Annotated in this window: 15 protein-coding genes; 8 read left to right on the top strand and 7 right to left on the bottom strand. The window is 63.3% G+C overall.

What is annotated here, in order from left to right:
• Positions 1 to 6: 6 nt before the first annotated feature.
• The 5 genes from ACN6NG_RS21260 to ACN6NG_RS21240 form a co-directional block, all read right to left on the bottom strand.
• Complete coding sequence (locus ACN6NG_RS21260) at positions 7 to 624, bottom strand: response regulator transcription factor (protein WP_063425147.1); 618 nt, start codon at positions 622 to 624, stop codon at positions 7 to 9.
• Positions 625 to 909: 285 nt separating this feature from the next.
• Entirely contained in the window at positions 910 to 2241 is a 1332-nt protein-coding gene (locus ACN6NG_RS21255; RefSeq protein ID WP_016500776.1) for a deoxyguanosinetriphosphate triphosphohydrolase, read from the bottom strand.
• Between the two features lie 147 nt (positions 2242 to 2388).
• Positions 2389 to 2718: a hypothetical protein gene (locus ACN6NG_RS21250; RefSeq protein WP_016500775.1), complete on the bottom strand. Its 330-nt coding sequence runs from the start codon at positions 2716 to 2718 to the stop codon at positions 2389 to 2391.
• Positions 2715 to 3089: a phage holin family protein gene (locus tag ACN6NG_RS21245; protein WP_016500774.1), complete on the bottom strand. Its 375-nt coding sequence runs from the start codon at positions 3087 to 3089 to the stop codon at positions 2715 to 2717. The genes ACN6NG_RS21250 and ACN6NG_RS21245 overlap by 4 nt, the downstream gene beginning before the upstream one ends.
• 9 nt (positions 3090 to 3098) lie before the next feature.
• Entirely contained in the window at positions 3099 to 3413 is a 315-nt protein-coding gene (locus tag ACN6NG_RS21240; RefSeq protein WP_016500773.1) for an ElaB/YgaM/YqjD family protein, read from the bottom strand.
• 313 nt (positions 3414 to 3726) lie between these two features.
• Between ACN6NG_RS21240 and ACN6NG_RS21235 the strand changes: the two genes are divergently transcribed.
• From ACN6NG_RS21235 to ACN6NG_RS21215, 5 genes are all read left to right on the top strand, one after another.
• Entirely contained in the window at positions 3727 to 4935 is a 1209-nt protein-coding gene (locus ACN6NG_RS21235; protein WP_049272881.1) for an ammonium transporter, read from the top strand.
• A 72-nt stretch (positions 4936 to 5007) separates the two neighbouring features.
• Entirely contained in the window at positions 5008 to 5247 is a 240-nt protein-coding gene (locus ACN6NG_RS21230; RefSeq protein ID WP_019473185.1) for a glutaredoxin family protein, read from the top strand.
• A 109-nt stretch (positions 5248 to 5356) separates the two neighbouring features.
• On the top strand, positions 5357 to 5788 hold the full coding sequence (locus tag ACN6NG_RS21225) for a D-Ala-D-Ala carboxypeptidase family metallohydrolase (protein WP_474316055.1): 432 nt from the start codon (positions 5357 to 5359) through the stop codon (positions 5786 to 5788).
• A 65-nt stretch (positions 5789 to 5853) separates the two neighbouring features.
• A complete protein-coding gene (locus ACN6NG_RS21220; RefSeq protein ID WP_016485613.1) occupies positions 5854 to 6162 on the top strand; it encodes a hypothetical protein in 309 nt (102 codons plus the stop codon).
• Positions 6163 to 6213: 51 nt separating this feature from the next.
• Complete coding sequence (locus tag ACN6NG_RS21215) at positions 6214 to 7098, top strand: pseudouridine synthase (protein ID WP_049272875.1); 885 nt, start codon at positions 6214 to 6216, stop codon at positions 7096 to 7098.
• 135 nt (positions 7099 to 7233) lie between these two features.
• Here the strand turns inward: ACN6NG_RS21215 and ACN6NG_RS21210 are convergent, their stop codons facing one another.
• Together ACN6NG_RS21210 and acnA are read right to left on the bottom strand one after the other, a co-directional pair.
• A complete protein-coding gene (locus ACN6NG_RS21210; RefSeq protein ID WP_474316051.1) occupies positions 7234 to 8799 on the bottom strand; it encodes a methyl-accepting chemotaxis protein in 1566 nt (521 codons plus the stop codon).
• Between the two features lie 179 nt (positions 8800 to 8978).
• Positions 8979 to 11720, bottom strand: coding sequence for an aconitate hydratase AcnA (gene acnA / locus ACN6NG_RS21205; protein ID WP_474316048.1), 2742 nt, complete (start codon positions 11718 to 11720; stop codon positions 8979 to 8981).
• 224 nt (positions 11721 to 11944) lie between these two features.
• On the opposite strand from acnA, the gene rlmM reads away from it, so the two are divergent.
• The 3 genes from rlmM to pdxB all read left to right on the top strand — a co-directional run bounded on the left by rlmM (position 11945) and on the right by pdxB (position 14811).
• On the top strand, positions 11945 to 13009 hold the full coding sequence (gene rlmM, locus ACN6NG_RS21200; protein WP_016500765.1) for a 23S rRNA (cytidine(2498)-2'-O)-methyltransferase RlmM: 1065 nt from the start codon (positions 11945 to 11947) through the stop codon (positions 13007 to 13009).
• Between the two features lie 356 nt (positions 13010 to 13365).
• The gene (gene tusA, locus ACN6NG_RS21195) at positions 13366 to 13608 is read left to right on the top strand and encodes a sulfurtransferase TusA (protein WP_016500764.1); all 243 of its coding nucleotides are present in this window, start codon (positions 13366 to 13368) and stop codon (positions 13606 to 13608) included.
• A gap of 60 nt (positions 13609 to 13668) precedes the next feature.
• Positions 13669 to 14811 carry a 4-phosphoerythronate dehydrogenase PdxB gene (gene pdxB, locus ACN6NG_RS21190; protein WP_197899410.1) on the top strand — a complete coding sequence of 381 codons (1143 nt, stop codon included), beginning with the start codon at positions 13669 to 13671 and terminating at the stop codon, positions 14809 to 14811.
• Positions 14812 to 14890 lie beyond the last annotated feature (79 nt).

The following is a 14890-nucleotide window of genomic DNA, read 5'->3' as shown; positions in this document are numbered from 1 at the left end:
CCACCCTCAGACCAGCGCGTTGCGTTTGGCTATTTCGATCAGGTCAACCAGTGTACTGACCTGAAGTTTGTGCATGAGGCGCTTCTTGTAGGTGCTGACAGTCTTGCTGCTGAGGAACATGCCCTTGGCAATTTCCTTGTTGCTGCGGCCTTGGGCGAAGAGTTGCAGTACCATCAGTTCGCGGTCATTTACCTGGCGGAAAAGTTGCAGCTCGGTATCGGTTGCCTGGTTATGCTTTATTGCCTGGCTGGGGAAATAGTTGTAGCCGGCCAGTACCGCCTTGATTGCACTGAGCAGTTCGCTCAGGTCTTCCTGCTTGCACACATAGCCCGCGGCGCCGGAGTGCATGCAACGCACTGCAAACAAAGCGGGAGACTGCGCGGTCAATACCAGAACCTTCAATGGCAGGGCCATGGCCTGGAAGCGGGAAAGCACCTCCAGCCCATCTAGCTTGGGTATGCTGATGTCGAGGATGACCAGGTCGGGAGCGGCTTCGCGAATCATCTGCATGGCGTCCACGCCATTGTCCGACTCGCCGACGATCTTGTAATTCTGGTTTTCCAGCAACATACGGACGGCCAGGCGGATGACCGGATGATCGTCGACAATAAATATGGAATGCATGTTCAACTTCCCTGCGGGCGATTGAGGGGGACAGCCGGCACCTTATCGCAGTTGGAAGTCATCGGGCATGCGAGGGAGGGCGATTCGCTCCTTATGGGAAATGGCTTACAAGATAAAACAAAACGGGCTACGATTTTTTTGTGTTTGACCCAATGTCAAAGCGTCTTTGGTAACTTTTCATGGGCTTTTATTCGTACTGTTTAACTTGCTGCCAGTATATGTAGGAAGTTTCCTGCAATACGCGGTGCGGCACCGGCTGAGGGGCCGTGGCTGCACCGGCGTGATTCAGGTGGGGCTGGAGCGCCCGGTCATTTCGCGGGCCATTTCGCTGGCATAGCTGTCGGTCATCCCGGCGATGAAGTCGATCATGCGCAGGAACGCGCTGTGCAGCGAGGCATGCGGGTCCGGGGCATTGTTGCCGATCAGGTCCAGCACCCGGCGGCTCTTGAACGAGGGGGTGCGCCCGCCGTGCTGTTCGAGCGCTGCGCCACAAAAGGTGTTGAGCAGAATCTCCAGGGTGGTGTAGGCGCCGATTTCATGCAGGGTCTTGCGCTTGTCCTGGAAGATCTTGTTGCGCGCCATGTCCTTGGCCTGCAGCACGCAGCGCTTGGCCGGCCCGTGCATGTGCTCGACCAGGTCGCCTGCCAGGTGCCCGGCCAGCAATGCCTGCTGCTGCTCGACGAACGCATGGGCGGCGGCGTTGGTCAGGTGCTCGATAGCCTTGCCACGCAGAATCGCCAGCTTGCGCCGGCGGGAATCGCGTGGGCCGAGCTGGCGGTAAGTTTCTGGCAGATCTTCGCCGACCAGGTCAAGCAGCAGCGTTTCGACTTCGGCGTATTCCAGCAACTCCATTTCCAGGCCGTCTTCCAGGTCGATCAGCGCATAGCAGATGTCATCGGCGGCCTCCATCAGGTACACCAGTGGGTGGCGCGCCCAGCGTTGCTCTTCCAGTTGCGGCATGCCGAGCTTGCGGGCGATCTGCTCAAGCAGGGGCAGTTCGCTCTGGTAGCTGCCGAACTTGTGCTTCTTGTAGCCCAGGGCGTCGGCGTGGCGCGCGCTCCAGGGGTACTTTAGGTAAGTGCCGAGGGTGGCGTAGGTCAGCCGCGTACCGCCGTCGAACTGGTGGTACTCCAGCTGGGTGAGTACGCGAAAGCCTTGGGCATTGCCCTCGAAATTCAGGAAATCAGCCCGCTCGTCATCGCTCATGTCATCCAGCCACCCACGCCCGGCGGCCTGCTGGAACCAGTGGCGAATGGCGTCCTCGCCGGAGTGGCCGAATGGCGGGTTGCCGATGTCGTGGGCCAGGCAGGCTGACTGCACGATCATCCCCAGGTCGCTGGGGGCGCACCAGTCGGGCAGGTTGTCGCGCAGGGTTTCGCCGACGCGCATGCCGAGCGAGCGACCTACGCAGCTGACTTCCAGCGAGTGGGTGAGACGCGTGTGGATATGGTCGTTGCTGGTAACCGGGTGCACCTGGGTCTTGCGCCCGAGGCGGCGAAAGGCGCCGGAGAAGATGATGCGGTCATGGTCTTTGTGGAAAGGGCTGCGCCCGAGTTCATCGGCGCTGTAGAGAGCTTTGCCCAGGCGTTCACGGGTGAGTAGGGTGTGCCAGTCCAAGGCGCATTCTCCTGTGGATCGAAGGAAGCAGCATATCCTGTAGGAGCAGCCTTGTGCTGCGAAGAGGCCCGTTTGATCGATACACGTGTGTCGCCGGGCCGGCCTCTTCGCAGCACAAGGCCGCTCCTGCAAAGGAACGTGCAGTGGTCAGGGGCGGCGGTTGCCTTGCAGGTACAGGCGCACCAGCGGCAGCAGGCTGCTGCCCAGGCGCACCAGCCGCGCCAGGTTACCGCTGCGCACGCCCTTGCCGGTGAGGAAACCCAGCGCCACCACGGCGCCAATCCCCCACAAAGGCGCATGCTTGATCCCCAGCCCTTCATGCAGCGAGCTGCCCATGCCGCGCACGCGGCGCAGCGGTTCCATCAGTTGGCCGGACTCATGGCGAATTTCCTGGCGGTGCATCTCCATGCGCAGGCGCAGCAGTGCTTTGCGCAGTTCGCGCGGGTTACGGGTGTTTGGCAGTTGTGGCAGGCTCATGGCAACAGGCGCTCCCGGTCCTTGGCGAGTTCGTCGAGGGTGGCCCCGAAGGGCGACGATTCGTCGAACACCGCAGCCTTCAGGCGCAAGCCGCAGTACAGCGCGGCAAGGCCATAGAACACGCACAGGCCGATGATGCCGGCCAGGCGATAACTGTCCCACAGCAGCACCAGCAGCAACCCGGAAAGGGCTGTGAGCAGCAACAGGGCAAACACCAAGGCCAGGCCTGCGAATAGCAGCAGGCTCAAGGTGCGGCCCTTTTGCTCCTGCAACTCGATGCCGAACAGTTCGATATGGCTGTGCAGCAGCCCCAGCGCTGCGGCGCCCAGGCGCTTGCCCGAGGCGCTGGCGCCGTTGGCGTCATTCTCCATGGGAACCCCTTAGCGCCGGTTGGCCAGCAGGCCGATCAACAGGCCGACACCGGCCGCGATGCCGATTGCCTGCCACGGGTTTTCCTGCACGTACTGCTCGGCGCTGCCCAGCGCGGCTTGGCCGCGTTCGCGGACAGAGTCCTGGGTCAGTTGCAGGGTTTCGCGAGCCTGGGTCAGGCGGTCGTGAATCTGTTCGCGCAATTCGTCGGCCTGGTCGCCGGCCAGGTTGGCAGTGTCGGCCAGCAGCCGCTCGGTGTCGCGTACCAAAGCCTGGAAGTCAGCCATCAGAATCTCTTGTGCAGTCTTTGCCGATTTGCTGGCCATGGGCCTCTCCCTGTCGATGAGTGATGGTAATTCGAGTAATAGCACGCGCGGAAGGTTCAAGTGCCGGTGCTGGTATGGGCCTTGCTAAGGCATTGCCACGTTGCGGGGCGTCGCTGGCAGCTGTTGCGCCGATTCAGGGCGCTAGCGCAGCGGGTACCGATAAACCTTAACCCAATCCTCGACAAACCCAAGAAAAAACCACGCAGGCTCCGACCCGGTCACCGAAACAGGGCAGGGGGCTGGCACCGATTCGGTGCAGGGATGCAGGTTCTTGAACTGTCCTGGTGCCTTTTTCAGCAGGTCTGCCTATTTCATGGAAAACATGCACAGCGCGATGGACTCCCTGGTCCACGGTTCCAATACCCTGTTCATTCTCATGGGCGCCATTCTGGTGCTGGCCATGCATGCCGGCTTCGCGTTCCTCGAAGTGGGCACGGTGCGCCACAAGAACCAGGTCAACGCCTTGTCGAAGATCCTCAGCGACTTTGCCATTTCGGCACTGGTGTATTTCTTCATCGGTTACTGGATAGCCTATGGCGTCAATTTCTTCCAGCCGGCAGCGGCGCTGGCGGTCGACCATGGCTATGCGCTGGTCAAGTGCTTCTTTCTGCTGACGTTCGCTGCGGCGATCCCGGCGATCATCTCCGGGGGCATCGCCGAGCGGGCGCGCTTTGTGCCGCAACTGTGTGCCACGGCGTTGATCGTGGCGTTTGTCTACCCGTTCTTCGAGGGCGTGGTGTGGAATGGCAACCTGGGTCTGCAAACCTGGTTGCAGGCCCGTTTCGGCGCGCCTTTCCACGATTTTGCAGGGTCGGTGGTGGTGCATGCCATGGGCGGCTGGCTGGCCCTTGCGGCGGTGCTGCTACTGGGCGCGCGCCGTGGGCGCTACCGCGAGGGCCGGTTGGTGGCGTTTGCGCCGTCGAGCATTCCCTTCCTGGCGTTGGGCTCGTGGATTCTGATCATCGGCTGGTTCGGCTTCAACGTGATGAGTGCCCAGACGTTGCAGGGGGTGAGCGGGCTGGTAGCGATCAACTCGCTCATGGCCATGGTCGGTGGCACCCTGTCGGCCTTGCTGGCCGGGCGCAACGACCCAGGCTTTCTGCACAACGGGCCGTTGGCCGGCCTGGTGGCGATTTGCGCCGGCTCCGACCTGATGCACCCGATTGGCGCACTGGCCACCGGCCTGGTGGCCGGCGCGTTGTTCGTCTGGACCTTCACCGCAGCGCAAAACCGCTGGAAGATCGACGACGTGCTGGGCGTGTGGCCACTGCATGGCCTGTGCGGCGTGTGGGGTGGCATAGCCTGCGGCGTCTTTGGCCAAGCGGCACTGGGTGGCATGGGCGGTGTCAGCCTGATCAGCCAGTTGCTGGGCAGCCTGATGGGCGTTGTGGTGGCATTGGTCGGCGGCTTTGCCGTCTATGGTGCAATCCGCGCGCTGCATGGGCTGCGCTTGAGCCATGAGCAGGAGTTCCAGGGCGCGGACTTGTCGCTGCACCGTATCGGCGCCACCAGCCAGGATTGAGCCAGGTCAGGTGCATGACGGGCGCGACAGACCTAGAATAGGTTTCTCTGCATGCCAAACCGGGACCTGCCCATGCTGCCTGAATGCCAACTGTTCGGCACCCTCGGCTGCCACCTGTGTGAAGTGGCCGAAGCTGTGCTGATGCCTTTCGTCGATCATGGCCTGCTGGTGGAGCTGGTCGACATTGCCGAGAGCGAGCCCTTGTTCGAGCGTTACGGCCTGATCATTCCAGTGTTGCGACGCTGCGACAATGCCGCCGAGCTGCACTGGCCGTTCGATGCCGAACAGGTGGTGGCGTTCCTTGGGCAATGAAGGCCGCAGAGGAGTCGCAACCCTGCTCCATGATCTGTGACGCGAGTTGATGATCAGGTGCCGGCGCACTCTGGCGCCGTTACCTCCCTCATCATCGGAATAGTTCGCCATGTTGATCACCCCACATTTCACGTTCGATGAAATGACCGTTTCCCAGCTCGCCGCCAGGGACGGATTCGATAACACCCCGCCCCCTGAAGCCAGGGCCAACCTGCAATTGCTGTGCGGTGCGCTGGAGCAGGTGCGCGCACTGTTCGGCGCGCCGATCATCGTCAGCAGCGGTTTTCGCAGCGAGAAGGTCAACCGGTTGATCGGCGGCGCCACTAACAGCCAGCATGTACAAGGCCTGGCGGCGGACTTCACGGTAATTGAAGTCAGCCCTCGGGAAACCGTGCGCAGGATCAGCGAAAGCGCGGTGCCGTTCGATCAACTCATCCTGGAGTTCGACAGGTGGGTGCATCTGTCGGTGGCCCCGGGCACGCCGCGTCGGCAGGTTTTGACCATCCGCAAAGGCAGTGGCTACCTGGCGGGGCTGCAATGAAGCGCATTGACGGCGGCAAGGGGATGTTCGTATGCTGTATATAAATACAGTATCGAGGTAAAGCCATGCTCAACGTCGAGCAACTCAAGTACAGCGTCAACCGCATGCCCGTGGATCGGGTGGCTGACGCCGTTCTGGAACTGCGCCTCGAAGGCCTGGTGACTGACGACCGCACGCCGTTCGGTAAAGTGCACTTCAATACCTGCTTCGCCGAAATCGAGGCCTTGTTCCAGCGTGCCGGTTACCACCGCGGGCTGGATGTGGTGGGTTACCAAGGGTTGCTCTATGCCCTTTACGACCCAGGCCGTTGGGAACCGGTGCAGGTGCTGCGCTGGCTGAAGGAACGCAGCGAGGCGATAGTCCAGGCTGGTTGAGGGCGTGGGCTTGGGCGATAATGCGCGGCCGTGAACGTTTCGAGCCCTGCCATGACCGCGCCCTTCGACCCCGCCCGCCAGCAAGCCAGCACGGTGTGCCTGCCCCCCGGTAACTGGGCGACGGTGCTTGATTGCCTGTGCGACCATTTCAAGGCCATCGACCGCGCCCAGTGGCTCGACCGTTTTGCCCGTGGCAGGGTGCTGGATGCCGAGGGCCGGGCGGTTGCCGCCGGGTTACCCTACAAGCGTGGCATGCGTTTGCACTACTTCCGCGAAGTGCCGAACGAGCGGCCGATCCCGGTGCAGGAGGTGGTGCTGCACGCGGATGAACACCTGGTGGTGGCAGACAAACCGCATTTCCTGCCGGTGACGCCAACCGGTGAATACGTCGAGCAGACCTTGCTGCGCCGCCTGATCCGTCGCCTGGATAACCCGCACCTGGTGCCGCTGCACCGCATTGACCGGCACACCGCCGGGCTTGTGCTGTTTTCTGCCAACCCGCACAGCCGCAGCGCCTACCAGCGGCTCTTCCCTGAACGGCGCATCGACAAGCGCTACCAGGCCATTGCGGCGGCTTTGCCGCAGCATGCATTTCCACTGGTGCACAAAAGCCGCCTGGTGCATGGCGAGCCGTTTTTCCGTATGCACGAAGTGGAAGGGGAGGCCAACAGCGAAACCCTGGCCGAGGTGCTGGAGAAGAACGGTGAGCTGTGGCGCTATGGGCTGTCGCCAGTGACCGGCAAGACCCATCAGTTGCGCGTGCACATGGCAGCCTTGGGGGCGGGAATCTGCAATGACCCGTTCTATCCGCAGCTGCTTGATGCTGCAGATGACTACCAGCGGCCGCTGAAACTGCTGGCGCAGAGCTTGCGTTTCGAGGACCCGTTGAGCGGCGAAGAGCGCTATTTCGAGAGCCGCCTGCGGCTGGACTGGTAATCCAGCAAGCAGGCATACGCGGTCCTTGTGGGAGCGCAGGCTTCAAGGTCACTCGGTTCCTGTGGGAGCGGCTTTAGCCGCGAACACCGGCAGGGCCGGTGCCATCCAGAGCGGTGGAGTGCCGGGTCGCGAGCGTCAGCGGTTGAACCGCTCCACCAGTGAATACTGGCTACCCGCCGTGCTGGTCAGCTCCTCGCTCAGCAGTGCCGAATGCTGCGCCTGTTCGGCGGTCTGGTCGGCCAGTTCGGCAATGGTGCTGATGTTGCGGCTGATTTCGTCGGCCACTGCAGTCTGCTCTTCGGTAGCGGCGGCAATCTGGGTGGCCATGTCGGTGATGTTGGCCACCGCTTCGCTGATCCCTACCAGTGCCTCGTCAGCCTGCATCACACGGTCGACGCCTTCCTGCGCCTGGCGGTGGCCGGTTTCCATGGTCAGCACGGCGTTGCTGGCGGTTTGTTGCAGCTTGGCAATCAGGCCGTGGATCTGCCCGGTGGATTCGGCAGTGCGCTGGGCCAACTGGCGCACTTCGTCGGCCACCACAGCAAAGCCACGGCCCATTTCACCGGCACGCGCCGCTTCGATGGCCGCATTCAGTGCCAGCAGGTTGGTCTGGTCGGCAATGCCCTTGATCACATCGACCACGCCACCAATCTCGTCGCTGTCCTTGGCCAGTTGGGTGACCGTCTGACCGGTTTCGCCCACCGCTGCCGACAGGCGCTCAATGGCCTCGCGGGTCTCCCCGGCAATCTGCCTGCCCTGGCTGGTCAGGCGGTTGGCTTCTTGGGTGGCATCGGCGGTGCGCTGAACGTGGTTGGCCACTTCCTGTGTGGTGGCGGCCATCTGGTTGACGGCGGCGGCGACCTGCTCGGTCTCCACCCGCTGGCGCTCCAGCCCCGAAGAACTCTTGTGCGCCAGGGCGTCGGACTGGCGCGCCTGGTCGCTGAGGTGTTCGGCACTGTCCTGCAGGCGGGTCAGGCAGGTTTTCATGCGGGCGTCCTGGCTGAGCATGGCCATTTCCAGACGCGCCTGTACGCCACGGCTGTCGGTAAACATCTGCGCGATCAGCGGATCGGAGGTGGTCTGCTCGGCCAGACGCAACAGGCGCTTGAGGCCGCGCTGCTGCCAGCTCAAGCCCAGCAGGCCCAAGGGTACGGATAGCCCGGCAGCCAGGGCAAAGCCCCAGGAATGGCCCAGCCAGTTGCCGATCAGGAAGCCCACCTGGCTGATCAGGATGAAAGGCAACCAGTCCTGCAGCACCGGCAGCCACTTGTCCCTGCGAGGTACAGCTGGCTTGCCCTGGTTGATGCGCTGGTACAGTGCTTCGGCGCGGCGAATCTGCTCAGCGGTTGGCTTGACCCGCACCGACTCGAAACCGACAATCTGGTTGTTGTCGTAAATCGGTGTGACGTAGGCGTTGACCCAGTAGTGGTCGCCGGACTTGCAGCGGTTCTTGACGATGCCCATCCACGGCTGGCCCTGCTTCAGGGTTTGCCACATATGGGCAAACACGGCAGGCGGCACGTCGGGGTGGCGTACCAGGTTATGCGGCGCGCCGGTCAACTCTTCGCGGGTGAAACCACTGATTTCGATGAAGGCATCGTTGCAGTACGTGATCACGCCCTTGGCGTTGGTGGTGGAGATCAACCGCTGCTGGGCAGGGAAAGTCCGTTCTCTCTGGGTAATCGGCTGGTTGTTACGCATGGGGTGATAGTCCGCAGGGCTTTGGACAGGTATCGGCAAGCTACGGGTTTTATTGAATGATTATTTAATGTGGCTGGGGTTGGTTCGTCGTTGGAGCTCTGGCGCCTGTGAAATCGAGCGCCGCGCGGGCGGCGCTCGGTCTCGAGAGCGCCGCAAATCTGCCGCCGAACCCCCCAGCCTCAGCCGGCGATCATCTGTCGCAACACGTAGTGCAGAATTCCGCCGGCCTTGAAGTACTCCACCTCATTCAAGGTATCGATCCGGCACAGCACCTCGATCTGTTCCTGCTGCCCATCTTCGCGGGTAATGCGCAACGGCAGGCTCATGCCCGGGCGGATCTGTGCACCGCTCAAGCCCAGCACGTCGATCCGCTCCTTGCCGGTCAGCACCAGTTGCTTGCGGTCGTGGCCGGCCTTGAACTGCAGCGGCAGCACGCCCATGCCCACCAGGTTGGAGCGGTGAATGCGCTCGAAACTCTCCGCCAGCACCGCTTTGATGCCCAGCAGGTTGGTACCCTTGGCCGCCCAGTCGCGGCTCGAGCCGGTGCCATACTCCTGGCCGGCAATCACCACCAGCGGGGTGCCTTCCTGCTGGTAGCGCATGGCCGCGTCGTAGATCGACATCTTCTCGCCAGTGGGGACGTGCAAGGTGTTGCCGCCTTCCTCACCGCCCAGCATTTCGTTGCGGATACGGATGTTGGCGAAGGTGCCGCGCATCATCACTTCATGGTTGCCACGCCGCGAGCCGTAGGAGTTGAAATCGCGTGGCTCCACGCCCTTCTCGCGCAGATAGCGCCCGGCAGGGCTGTCGGCCTTGATGTTGCCGGCAGGGGAGATATGGTCGGTGGTCACCGAGTCGCCCAACAGCGCCAGTACCCGCGCACCGTGGATGTCGGCAATGTGTGGCGGCGGTCCGCCGATGTCGTCGAAGAACGGCGGATGCTGGATATAGGTAGAGTCGGCCTGCCACACGTAGGTGGCAGCCTGTGGTACCTCGATCGCCTGCCACTGCGCATCGCCGGTAAACACTTCGGCGTATTCCTTGTGGAACATCGCGGTATTGACCTTGGCCACGGCCGCAGCAATTTCCTGCTGGCTTGGCCAGATATCCTTCAGGTACACCGGTTGGCCGTCGTTGCCCGTACCCAGCGGGTCGCGGGTCAGGTCCAGGCGCACGCTGCCGGCCAGCGCGTAAGCCACTACCAGCGGTGGCGAAGCCAGCCAGTTGGTCTTTACCAGCGGGTGCACGCGGCCTTCGAAGTTGCGGTTGCCCGACAGCACCGAGGCGACGGTGAGGTCGGCGCTGCCGATGGCTTTCTCGATCGCTTCGTCCAGCGGGCCGGAGTTGCCGATGCAGGTGGTGCAGCCATAGCCGACCAGGTCGAAGCCCAGTTGATCGAGGTAAGGGGTGAGCCCCGCTGCCTCGAAGTAGTCGGTGACGACCTTGGAGCCCGGCGCCAGCGAGCTCTTGACCCAGGGTTTGCGTTGCAAGCCTTTTTCCAGGGCCTTTTTCGCCACCAGCCCGGCCGCCATCATCACACTGGGGTTGGAAGTGTTGGTGCAGGAGGTGATCGCGGCAATCACCACGGCGCCATCGCGCAGGGTGTGAGTCTGGCCTCCATGGCTGTAGTCGATCTCGCCAGCCTGGTCGGCGTTGCCCACCGCTACACCGCCGCCGCCCTCGCTTTCCAGGCGGCCGACTTCCTTGGCCAGCGGCTTGGGCTGCAGTTCGATGAAATGGTCAAAGGCCTGGCTGACCTGGCCCAGCGCCACGCGATCCTGCGGCCGCTTGGGCCCGGCCAGGCTTGCTTCGACCTCGTGCATGTCCAGTTCCAGGCTGTCGCTGAACAACGGCTCCTGCCCCGGTAGGCGCCACAGGCCCTGGGCCTTGCAGTACTGCTCGACCAGTTGCACAGTCGCGTCCGGTCGGCCCGACAGGCGCAGGTAGTCCAGGGTCACCTCGTCAACCGGGAAGAAGCCACAGGTGGCGCCATACTCCGGTGCCATGTTGGCGATGGTCGCACGGTCTGCCAGCGGCAGCTCGGCCAGGCCGTCGCCATAGAACTCGACGAACTTGCCCACCACACCTTTCTTGCGCAGCATCTGCGTTACCGTCAGCACCAGGTCGGTGGCGGTGATGCCCTCGCGCAGCTTGCCGGTCAGTTTGAAGCCGATCACCTCGGGGATCAGCATCGACACGGGTTGGCCGAGCATGGCCGCCTCTGCCTCGATGCCACCGACACCCCAGCCGAGCACGCCCAGGCCATTGATCATGGTGGTGTGCGAGTCGGTACCGACCAGGGTGTCGGGGAAGGCGTAGGTGCGGCCATCGGCTTCACGGGTCCACACCGTGCGGCCCAGGTATTCCAGGTTGACCTGGTGGCAGATGCCGGTGCCCGGCGGCACTACGCGGAAGTTGTCGAAGGCGCTCTGGCCCCAGCGCAGGAAGGCATAGCGCTCGCCATTGCGCTGCATTTCGATATCCACGTTCTCGCCGAAGGCCTGCGGCGTGCCGTAATGGTCGACCATTACCGAGTGATCGATCACCAGGTCCACCGGTGACAAGGGGTTGATCCGCTGCGGGTTGCCGCCGGCCTTGGCCATGGCTGCGCGCATGGCGGCCAGGTCGACCACGGCCGGCACGCCGGTGAAGTCCTGCATCAGCACGCGCGCCGGGCGGTATTGGATCTCGCGGTCAGAGCGCCGCTCGCCTAACCATTGGGCAATGGCGCGCAAGTCATCGCCGGTGACGGTGTGGCCGTCCTCCCAGCGCAGCAGGTTTTCCAGCAGCACCTTCAGCGACATGGGCAGGCGTTGCAGGTCGCCCAACTGGCGGGCGGCCTCGGTAAGGCTGAAATAGTGATAGGTCTGGTTGCCGACCTGGAGGGTGTTGAGGGTGTTCAGGCTGTCGAGCGAGGGCATTGCCAACTCCTTCTGCGCCGGTGCCCGGCAAATACTCAAGGTCTGCCGGTGTCACCGCTCTGTTTCGATCCGCACGGTACGGACCTGGCTGAGTGGTCAGGTTAGACCGGTTTGCGGCCCCTGACCCTTTTCTGGACCGGCGGGGCGTGTCGCAGGTTCCGAACTTCCTTTATTATCGCCGCCCTGCCGGCGCCTGTTGCGCGCCAGCCGTAGTGGAGTGAGAGATGAATACCCTGTTCATGCATTGCCGGCCCGGTTTCGAGGGCGAGGTGTGCGCCGAAATCAGCGAACATGCCGCCCGTCTGGGTATTGCTGGCTATGCCAAAGGCAAGCCGCACAGTGCCAGCGCCGAGTTTGTCTGTACCGAAGAAGGCGGCGCCGAGCGGCTGATGGGGGCGCTGCGTTTCAACGAGCTGATTTTCCCGCGCCAGTGGGCCCGGGGCGGTTATGTCGAACTGCCGGAAACTGACCGCATCAGTGTGCTGCTGGCGGAGCTGGCCGACTTGCCTGTGTTCGGCAGCCTGTGGCTGGAAGTGCTGGACAGTAACGAAGGCAAGGAATTGTCTACCTTTTGCCGCAAGTTCGAAGTGCCGCTGCGCAAGGCGCTGGAGAAGGCCGGCCGCCTGGTTGACGACGCCAGCCGCCCACGCCTGCTGCTCACCTTCATCAGCGGCCGGCGGGTGTTCGCCGGCGTTGCCCCGGCCAACAACAGTGCGCTGTGGCCCATGGGCATTCCGCGCCTGAAATTCCCCCGCGAGGCACCCAGCCGCTCGACGCTCAAGCTGGAAGAAGCGTGGCATCAGTTCATCCCGCGCGAGCAATGGGAGCAGCGCCTGGGCGATGACATGACCGGCGTTGATCTGGGCGCTTCGCCGGGTGGCTGGACTTACCAGCTAGTGCGCCGGGGCATGCTGGTGACCGCCATCGACAACGGCCCGATGGCCGAAAGCCTGATGGACACCGGCCTGGTTCAGCACCTGATGGCTGATGGTTTTACCTGGCAGCCGAAGCAGCCGGTGGACTGGATGGTGTGCGACATCGTCGAGAAACCGGCGCGCACCACCTCGCTGATCGAAACCTGGCTGGGCGAGGGACTGTGCCGCGAGGCAGTGGTCAACCTGAAGCTGCCGATGAAGCAGCGCTATGCCGAAGTACGCCGGCTGCTCGACCGCATGGAGGCGACGTTCAAGGCGCGCAAGATCAGGGTATCGATTGCCTGCAAGCAGCTGTACCACGACCGCGAGGAAGTGACTTGCCACCTGCGCCGGCTCGATCTGAAGCCGCGCTGAGTGTTTCCGGTAGATAGCTTGCATTTGCTGTTTGCATTGAGACCGAGCGCCGCCCGCGCGGCGCATCGCGAGCTGCGCTCGCTCCTACGTTTGTTTTTGGCCAGTAACGCTTGTTACAGCTGCGCGCGACCGCCTTGTTTGTACGACGCGATATTGCGCCGTACGCCAAGGCGTTCGCGCGCAAATGGCACAGGAATGATTGGCCCGAAACAAACGTAGGAGCGAGCGCAGCTCGCGATGCGCCGCGCGGGCGGCGCTCGATCTCGAGATACACACAAAGATGAAGGCATGCGTCTGAGCCCCCTTGGACCGCGTCGCGCTATGCGCGACAATGGCGATCATTTTCGGAGCCCCCCATGACCGATTTCACCCCCGACGCCATCCTCGATGCCACCGGCCTGAACTGCCCGGAACCGGTGATGATGCTGCACCAGCACGTGCGTGACCTGGCCGCTGGCGGCCTGCTCAAGGTTATCGCCACCGACCCGTCGACCCGCCGCGACATCCCCAAATTCTGCAACTTCCTCGGCCACGAACTGCTGCAGCAGCAAGAAGACGCCGGTACCTTCCTGTACTGGATTCGCAAGAAAGCCGACTGAAGCGCTCTGGAACACGCCCGGCGTTGCGCCTACACTGCGTTCCCCAGACAGGAGAGCGCCATGCTGATAGTTGCCGACGAGAACATCCCGCTGCTCGATGCCTTCTTCCAGGGTTTCGGTGAAATCCGCCGTTACCCCGGCCGAAGTCTCGATGCCGCCAGCGTCAAGGACGCCGATATCCTGCTGGTGCGCTCGGTAACCAAAGTCGACCGCCAGTTGCTCGAAGGCAGCCGCGTACGCTTTGTCGGCACCTGCACCATCGGTACCGATCACCTGGACCTGGACTACTTTGCCGAGACGGGCATCCGCTGGAGCAGTGCGCCGGGCTGTAATGCCCGCGGTGTGGTCGACTACGTGCTGGGCAGCCTGTTGACCCTGGCCGAGCTGGATGGCGCGGCACTGCCCGAGCGGGTGTATGGCGTGGTGGGCGCGGGTGAAGTGGGTGGCCGCCTGGTGCGGGTGCTGCACGGCCTGGGCTGGAAGGTGCTGGTGTGCGATCCGCTACGCCAGGCCGCCGAGGGCGGCAACTACGTCAGCCTGGAAACCATTGTGCAACAGTGCGATGTGATCAGCCTGCATACCCCGTTGCAGCGCGGTGGTGAGAACCCGACCTGGCACCTGCTGGGCCAGGCGCAGCTTGCGCAGTTGCGCCCGGGTGCCTGGTTGATCAACGCCAGCCGTGGCCCGGTGGTGGACAACGCTGCCTTGCGCGAGCTGCTGCTGGACCGCGAAGACGTGCATGCGGTGCTGGATGTGTGGGAGGGCGAGCCACAGGTCGACCTGCAATTGGCCGACCTGTGCACACTGGCCTCGCCGCACATTGCCGGCTACAGCCTCGACGGCCGCCAGCGTGGCACCGCGCAGATCTACCAAGCGCTGTGCCGGTTCCTGGGTGTCGACGAGCAGGTGCAGCTGGCAGACTTGCTGCCCCGGCCGCCGCTGGCGCAAATCGAGCTGGATGCCAGCACTGACCCGGCCTGGGCATTAGCGACACTGTGCCGCGCCGTGTACGACCCACGCCGCGACGATGCCGACTTCCGTCGCAGCCTGAGTGATGACCCGCAGCAGCAGCGTGCGGCGTTCGACCAGTTGCGCAAGCAATACCCGCCGCGGCGCGAGATTGAAGGGTTGGCGGTGCGCTTGCGTGGGGAGTCGCCGCAGTTGGCGCAGCTGGTGAGTGCCTTGGGGGCGGAGTTGGTCTAAGCAAGTTTTGGAGTTATCTGCGGTTGTGGGAGCGGCCTTGCGTCGCGAAAGGGCCGCAAAGCGGCCCCAGGATTTCAGC

The sequence above is a fragment of the Pseudomonas sp. TSO6 genome, assembly GCF_056098905.1.
The sequence above is the reverse complement of the archived record's forward strand: the minus strand, read 5'-3'. Positions and strand labels throughout refer to the sequence as shown.

Excerpts from the sequence above, each read along its gene's own strand:
- ACN6NG_RS21215 (WP_049272875.1), top strand. The coding sequence starts at position 6,214 with ATGACCGCGCCCTTCGACCCCGCCCGCCAGCAAGCCAGCACGGTGTGC.
- ACN6NG_RS21225 (WP_474316055.1), top strand. The coding sequence starts at position 5,357 with ATGTTGATCACCCCACATTTCACGTTCGATGAAATGACCGTTTCCCAG.
- ACN6NG_RS21250 (WP_016500775.1), bottom strand. The coding sequence starts at position 2,718 with ATGAGCCTGCCACAACTGCCAAACACCCGTAACCCGCGCGAACTGCGC.
- tusA (WP_016500764.1), top strand. The coding sequence starts at position 13,366 with ATGACCGATTTCACCCCCGACGCCATCCTCGATGCCACCGGCCTGAAC.
- ACN6NG_RS21240 (WP_016500773.1), bottom strand. The coding sequence starts at position 3,413 with ATGGCCAGCAAATCGGCAAAGACTGCACAAGAGATTCTGATGGCTGAC.
- pdxB (WP_197899410.1), top strand. The coding sequence starts at position 13,669 with ATGCTGATAGTTGCCGACGAGAACATCCCGCTGCTCGATGCCTTCTTC.
- ACN6NG_RS21230 (WP_019473185.1), top strand. The coding sequence starts at position 5,008 with ATGCTGCCTGAATGCCAACTGTTCGGCACCCTCGGCTGCCACCTGTGT.
- ACN6NG_RS21235 (WP_049272881.1), top strand. The coding sequence starts at position 3,727 with ATGGAAAACATGCACAGCGCGATGGACTCCCTGGTCCACGGTTCCAAT.
- rlmM (WP_016500765.1), top strand. The coding sequence starts at position 11,945 with ATGAATACCCTGTTCATGCATTGCCGGCCCGGTTTCGAGGGCGAGGTG.
- ACN6NG_RS21220 (WP_016485613.1), top strand. The coding sequence starts at position 5,854 with ATGCTCAACGTCGAGCAACTCAAGTACAGCGTCAACCGCATGCCCGTG.
- acnA (WP_474316048.1), bottom strand. The coding sequence starts at position 11,720 with ATGCCCTCGCTCGACAGCCTGAACACCCTCAACACCCTCCAGGTCGGC.
- ACN6NG_RS21260 (WP_063425147.1), bottom strand. The coding sequence starts at position 624 with ATGCATTCCATATTTATTGTCGACGATCATCCGGTCATCCGCCTGGCC.
- ACN6NG_RS21245 (WP_016500774.1), bottom strand. The coding sequence starts at position 3,089 with ATGGAGAATGACGCCAACGGCGCCAGCGCCTCGGGCAAGCGCCTGGGC.
- ACN6NG_RS21210 (WP_474316051.1), bottom strand. The coding sequence starts at position 8,799 with ATGCGTAACAACCAGCCGATTACCCAGAGAGAACGGACTTTCCCTGCC.